The sequence below is a fragment of the Secundilactobacillus malefermentans DSM 5705 = KCTC 3548 genome, from assembly GCF_001436395.1.
Taxonomy (GTDB): domain Bacteria; phylum Bacillota; class Bacilli; order Lactobacillales; family Lactobacillaceae; genus Secundilactobacillus; species Secundilactobacillus malefermentans.
The window spans coordinates 1-305 of record NZ_AZGJ01000149.1; the positions used below are offsets into that span (position 1 = coordinate 1).

Here is a 305-nt window from a genome sequence, read left to right on the forward strand (position 1 = left end):
CGCGCGTTTTATAATCAAGTTAGCCAATTAGATCCAGCTAATTGAAAAAATAAAAAACACCAAGACAAATCTCTGTTATCATTGATGTTCCAACACAAAAATGAAAGAGGTTATTGTCTTGATGCAAGAACAGAATACCACAGTCCGAGAAAAAGGTCACCACCTAACTTCATTTGAGCGCGGCAGAATCGCCACGCTACACAGCCAAGGATACTCTAACCGCGCAATTGCTAGAGTTATCGGCGTTTGTCATCAAACAATCAGTAATGAACTACGCCGTGGTGAGATCGACCAAGTTAAAAAAG

The 305-nt window shown here is 40.7% G+C and carries 1 protein-coding gene; it reads left to right on the forward strand.

The features are described 5' to 3' along the window. Positions 1-100 precede the first annotated feature (100 nt). Positions 101-305: helix-turn-helix domain-containing protein (locus FD44_RS10465; RefSeq protein ID WP_191979366.1), on the forward strand; the 205-nt coding region annotated here is incomplete at its 3' end.